This window comes from Actinoalloteichus spitiensis RMV-1378 (assembly GCF_000239155.1).
Lineage (GTDB): Bacteria > Actinomycetota > Actinomycetes > Mycobacteriales > Pseudonocardiaceae > Actinoalloteichus_B > Actinoalloteichus_B spitiensis.
Window position 1 is genome coordinate 1 of the sequence record NZ_AGVX02000750.1, and the last position, 5,495, is coordinate 5,495.

Here is a 5,495-nt window from a genome sequence, read left to right on the forward strand (position 1 = left end):
CCCACCTCCGGGGCGGGCCGCCCGCACGCCCACCCCCGTCGACGACCCCACCAGACCCGTCGCGCTGAACTGCCAGGACACCCCAATCCTGTGAGAATTCCAGGATGGACAGTGTCGCGACGAATCTCGCGCTGGTTCTGCTCTTCGTCTTCGCGGGCGGGTACTTCGCCGCCTCCGAGATCGCGCTCGTGTCGCTGCGCGACAGCCAGGTCGACAGACTCGCCGCAACCCGGGGAAACCGGGGGAAGCGACTGGCCAAGCTGCGCTCCGACCCCAACCGGTTCCTCTCCGCCGTGCAGATCGGCGTCACCTTCACCGGGTTCTTCGCCTCCGGTTACGGCGGCGCCACCATCGCCGTCCGGCTCGAGCCCTACCTCGCCGACTGGGGACTGCCCGCCGGGCTCGCCGCGACCCTCGCCCTGGTCCTGGTCACCCTCTTCGTCTCCTACCTCTCCCTCGTCCTCGGCGAACTCGCCCCCAAACGCCTCGCCCTCCAGAAGTCCGAAGGGGTCGCGCTGTTCACCGCCGGCGTGCTCGACCGCCTCGCCAGTGCCTTCCGCCCCCTGATCTGGCTGCTCTCCCGCTCCACCAACGCCGTGGTCCGCCTCATGGGCATCGACCCGCAGGCCGCCGAGGAGAAGGTGGGGGAGGAGGAACTGCGGGACATGGTCCGCACCAACGAACAACTGACCGTCGAGGAACGCCGCCTGCTCGACGACGCCTTCGCCGTCGGCGACCGCGTCCTCAGCGAGGTCATGATCCCCCGCACCGAGGTGGAGTTCCTCGACGCCGACCTCCCCCTGCCCGACGCGGTCCGACTCGTGCGCGGCAAACCCCACTCCCGCTACCCGGTGATCCGCGAATCCCCCGACGACGTCGTCGGCTTCGTCCACGTCCGCGACCTGCTCGCCGTCGTCGACGGCGAGGACCCCCGAGGACGAACCCTCGCCGACATCGCCCGCCCCGTCGCCGCCTTCCCCGGCAGCAAACCCGTCCTGGCCGCGCTCTCCCAGATGCGCAGCAAGGGCGGACACCTCGCCATGGTCATCGACGAGTACGGCGGCACCGACGGCATCGTCACCGTCGAGGACCTCGTCGAGGAGGTCGTCGGCGAGATCTACGACGAGTACGATCCCGGCGCCGTCCCCTCCCGACGGTCCCCCGAAGGCTCCGTCGAGGTCGACGGACTGCTGCACCGCACCGAGGTGGAGGAACAGACCGGCCTCACCCTGCCCGACGGCCCCTTCGACACCCTCGCCGGCTACGTCGTCGCCCTGTTCAACCGCCTGCCCCGTGAGGGCGACAGCGTCGAAGCCCTCCACCACCGCTTCACCGTGCGCGCCCTCGACGGACGTCGCGTCTCCCGCATCCTCGTCACCCCCCTGCGGCGACCCCGACCCACCGACGACGGCGACAAGGACTGACGTGGTCCGCGCGGGGGCGGACCGCTAGCCGACGGCCGGCCCGGGCCACCCGGCGCCGGCCTCCAGGTCCGCCAACAACGCCGCGATCCGCCCGTGCAGCTCCGTGGGCACGCTGATCGACCACCGCGCCTCCGCCTCGGCCGCCAGCTCCCGGGTCCACCGCCACGACCGCACCGCCGCCGCCAGCACCGAGGCCGGCTCGGCGGCGGACGTGGTGGCCCGGTAACGCTCGACGTCGGCCGCCGGCACGTCCTGCTCCACCGCCCGGCTCGGCGTCAACCAGTGCCGGGTCGAGTCCCGGAGCAACCGGCACAACTTCAACTGCGCCGGCGCCACCATGTTCTGCCCCCAGGCGTGCGCCCGCGCCGTCTCACCCCGCGCCAACAGGTGAGCCTGCATCAACGTCCAGTTCGTCAGCTCACCCACCAGGTGCGACGCCGTCCCCACCGGCTCCGGCGGCTGGAACTCGGCGAGCGTGCGCGCCGCCGACGTGAGCCGCCCGTCCCGGTCCAGCACCACGGCACGTTCGGTGTCGGGCAGGTGGATCATCCCCCGCCAGCCGCGCACCTGCTCCACGCCCGCACCCGAGGCCGTCACGTGGAACTCGCCGCGCATCAGGTCGTCGAAGACGACGGTGAGAACCCCGAACTGGTTCTCGTAGGAGTAGGCCACCGGGCCGAGGCGGGCGGCGAACTCCACCCCGTCGAAATCCGCGACGTCCGCGTCCCGGACGAACAGGTAGGCCTCCACGTCGGAGTAAACGTCGGCCTCCCCCAGGGTCCAGGACCCGTAGAGCAGCACACCGTCGAGCCTGGGCTCCGCGTGCGCCACCTCGCGCAGCCGGTCGATGCGGCGGGCGAGGGCGGTCGGTTCGGTGTGGGGCATGGTGGGGCTCCTCCCTGAAGTGCACGAACTGGTTCCCGCGCCCGGCCGGAGACGGCCTGCGGACGCGAGCGGCGGTGACGGCGCGGAACCGTGTCCTCAGGAAGTGCTCATGCGCGGATGGTATCGAACGAGCGATGGGGGAGAGGTGGGCGACCACTACGCTTGAGGCGGTCGAGCACCGGGGCCGGTGGGCACCTTCCCGGCGGCCTTCGACGGCTCGGCTTGCTGGCCGGAGTCGTGCTTCCGACCACCGGAACGCCGGAGAGGAGTCACGATCGAGTGAGGCTAGATTTCAGCGAACCCCCCGGGTCTGATGTCAAACCTCGGGTTCGCTGCAGAACCGTGTCCGATAAGGTGGTCCAGGCACATGCTGACCTGCGACTTTACTCTCGGGTCCTCATCGCTCCTACGAGGAGTTCCAACGGATACGGTACTCCTCCACCGATACAACATCGGGGTCCTCATCGCTCCTACGAGGAGTTCCAACACGCGTCCGGCGCACCTCTGCAAGACCTTGGCGGGTCCTCATCGCTCCTACGAGGAGTTCCAACCCCCGGGGCGGGCGCCCGAACCGACCTGAAGGAGAGTCCTCATCGCTCCTACGAGGAGTTCCAACGTCGTGCGGTCGGTCCACGCGAGCTGTAGGGCGTAGTCCTCATCGCTCCTACGAGGAGTTCCAACTCGTCGACCTCGCCGGCCAGCAGGTACCGGCTGCCGGTCCTCATCGCTCCTACGAGGAGTTCCAACACGACCAGGGCCACGCCCATGAGCAGGACGATGGGTCCTCATCGCTCCTACGAGGAGTTCCAACGTGGTCTCGTGGGTACGGCGGTCGCGGCGCCGTTTCTGGTCCTCATCGCTCCTACGAGGAGTTCCAACGCGTGGTCGTCGAGGAACCGCTCGATCGCGGCCCTGGTCCTCATCGCTCCTACGAGGAGTTCCAACATCTCCCAGGCAACCTCGTCCGCGTACGGGGACACGGTCCTCATCGCTCCTACGAGGAGTTCCAACGGGCTGCCCCGTCCCCGGGCCCGTCACGCACCTGTGTCCTCATCGCTCCTACGAGGAGTTCCAACAGGGCGGCCGGGCGGTGCCGGCGGGCCGCCCGGCGGGTCCTCATCGCTCCTACGAGGAGTTCCAACTCCCATTCGGCCCGGCCGGATGCGGCGTGGGCGCGGGTCCTCATCGCTCCTACGAGGAGTTCCAACCCGCGGTCAGGCCCAGCCACAGGCCGGCCTGGTGGGTCGTCCTCATCGCTCCTACGAGGAGTTTCAACCCCTCCTCGTTCCTGACCTGCTGCCCGGGGTACAGGGTCCTCATCGCTCTTGCGGGGAGTTGCTGCTGTCAAGGCCTCAGCCGGCGGTGATGCCCGCAGGGGCGGAGTGACGGGATCGCACTGGCTGCATTGCGACGACGAGGTGTCAGCTCGCGTTGCACCTGTCCCTGCTCGGGAATGAGCACCTCGGGGCTGACAACGTTAGTTGTCTCGTGCACCCGATGCCCGGTCAGTGAGGCACTGGAAGGGACTACTGTGGGAAGCGGTCCCGCCACTGTCAGCGAAGGGGACGTGCGGTGAAGCTTGAGGACGACCTCATTGGCACGAGGATTCGACAGATCCGTCACTACCGTGGCATGACCGCGTCAGCGGTTGCCGGGCTTGCGGGTATCAGCAGATCCTACCTATCACGCATCGAGCTGGGTGGCAGGGCGGTGACGTCCAGGTCGTTGCTGGAAGCGATCGCCGCAGCGCTCCGCGTCGCACCGTCGGCACTCACATCCGAGCCGCACAAGACGCTTCGACGAGGTGACAACAGCGCTCACGATGTCATCCAGGCCCTGGACGCGGCACTCACCGAATGGATGCCGGGGGAGCGCCCTGAGGGCACGACGCCACGTCCCATCAATGCCCTTCAAGCGAGTATGGAGTTGGTGCAGGAGGCGCGGCACCGGTCGGACTACCCAGCGCTAGCGGACCTCGTTCCCGCGATGGTGCGCGAACTGCTGGTCCTCTACGCCTCAGGTCCACACCGTAAGCAGGCCGGCGAGTGGCTTGCTTCGATCTACCAGGCTGTCATGGACGCGGCGAAGGCACTCGACGGCGTTGGGCTGCCCACCCTCGCGTACGGACACGTCGAGAAGATCGCCAAAGAGCTGGACGACCCGCAGCTGCAAGGTCTCGCGTACTGGATGCGGGGGCAGGCGTTCGGGCCGGGGCGGCGTGAGCGGCAAGCCACGTTCTCGGCCCAAGCCGCTGCGGACCTTGAACCGCACATTGGCGAACCGGGGGTGCTCGAAGCCTACGGCCAGGTGCACCTCAACGCGGCCCTGGGTGCCGTCGCCTCAGGGCAGCATGACGTTGGCGAAGCTCATCTTCGTGAGGCGCGGGACGCCGCTGCTCGGGTCCCTGGTGATGGTTCTTCCTGGGCGGGGCTGTGGTTCGGTCCGACGAACGTCGCGATCTGGGACCTCGTGCTGGCTGGGGAACGGCGGGATGTCGGGCGGGTTGAGCGGATCGGCCCCACCGTTCACATCGACGCCGTCCCCTACCCAGGGCGGAAGGCCGAGTTCTACATGGAATGGGGGCGAGCCCTCGTGTCCGAGCGGCGTTCCCGCGATCGCGGCCTGTCGCTGATCCTCAAGGCGGAGAAACTGGCTCCGCACCGCGTCCGGAATCACCCTCTGGTGCGCGACGCGGTCGGGAGTCTCATTGTCCAAGCGCGTAAGGACGCGGGTGGCGGCGAACTGCGTGGCCTCGCGATGCGCATGGGCATCGCCCCCTAGCGTCACCCGGACGGGTGGCGTTGACAATGTGTCACCGGACCGATTCAGATCCCCCATAGCTTTCACCGCGTTCAACGGTGATCGCTGTGGGGGTTTCTTCGTGAATGGGTTCGTGCTCTCGGGACTGTGTGCACTGGTGGTGGCGTCGATGTGGGGCGTGGCCTGGGTCGTCGACCGACGAACCACGCCGAGGCGCACACCTGATCCGTCGCCCGCACCGCCACCCGCGCGCCGCGTGTCGGTCGCGGAACTGCTCGCCCTCCGAGCCCAGGACAGGCCGGACACGTCGCCCGACTCCCCGAGGCGTGCCCGGCCGGGGACGGCGGCCCCCGACGCCGTCCCCCTCCCACGACCGGCCCCACCTCCCCGATCGGGCCGGTCCGGTGTGGCGGCGGGAGGGCAGCC

Annotated in this window: 3 protein-coding genes and 1 CRISPR repeat array; of the genes, 2 read left to right on the top strand and 1 reads right to left on the bottom strand. The window is 69.0% G+C overall.

The genetic code is table 11. The features are described from left to right. The first annotated feature begins 104 nt into the window (after positions 1-104). Positions 105-1,424 carry a hemolysin family protein gene (locus ACTIDRAF_RS0224810; RefSeq protein WP_016701361.1) on the top strand — a complete coding sequence of 440 codons (1,320 nt, stop codon included), beginning with the start codon at positions 105-107 and terminating at the stop codon, positions 1,422-1,424. Between the two features lie 24 nt (positions 1,425-1,448). Here the strand turns inward: ACTIDRAF_RS0224810 and ACTIDRAF_RS0224815 are convergent, their stop codons facing one another. Further along, complete coding sequence (locus ACTIDRAF_RS0224815; RefSeq protein ID WP_016701362.1) at positions 1,449-2,309, bottom strand: hypothetical protein; 861 nt, start codon at positions 2,307-2,309, stop codon at positions 1,449-1,451. A 393-nt stretch (positions 2,310-2,702) separates the two neighbouring features. After that, a CRISPR array of direct repeats spans positions 2,703-3,651; the repeat unit is 30 nt; unit sequence GTCCTCATCGCTCCTACGAGGAGTTCCAAC. A gap of 230 nt (positions 3,652-3,881) precedes the next feature. On the opposite strand from ACTIDRAF_RS0224815, the gene ACTIDRAF_RS32275 reads away from it, so the two are divergent. Beyond that, complete coding sequence (locus ACTIDRAF_RS32275) at positions 3,882-5,090, top strand: helix-turn-helix domain-containing protein (RefSeq protein WP_016701363.1); 1,209 nt, start codon at positions 3,882-3,884, stop codon at positions 5,088-5,090. Positions 5,091-5,495: the final 405 nt, after the last annotated feature.

What these genes read in the sequence shown, in the direction of transcription:
- ACTIDRAF_RS0224810 (WP_016701361.1), top strand. Translation starts at nt 105, where the DNA reads ATGGACAGTGTCGCGACGAATCTCGCGCTGGTTCTGCTCTTCGTCTTC.
- ACTIDRAF_RS0224815 (WP_016701362.1), bottom strand. Translation starts at nt 2,309, where the DNA reads ATGCCCCACACCGAACCGACCGCCCTCGCCCGCCGCATCGACCGGCTG.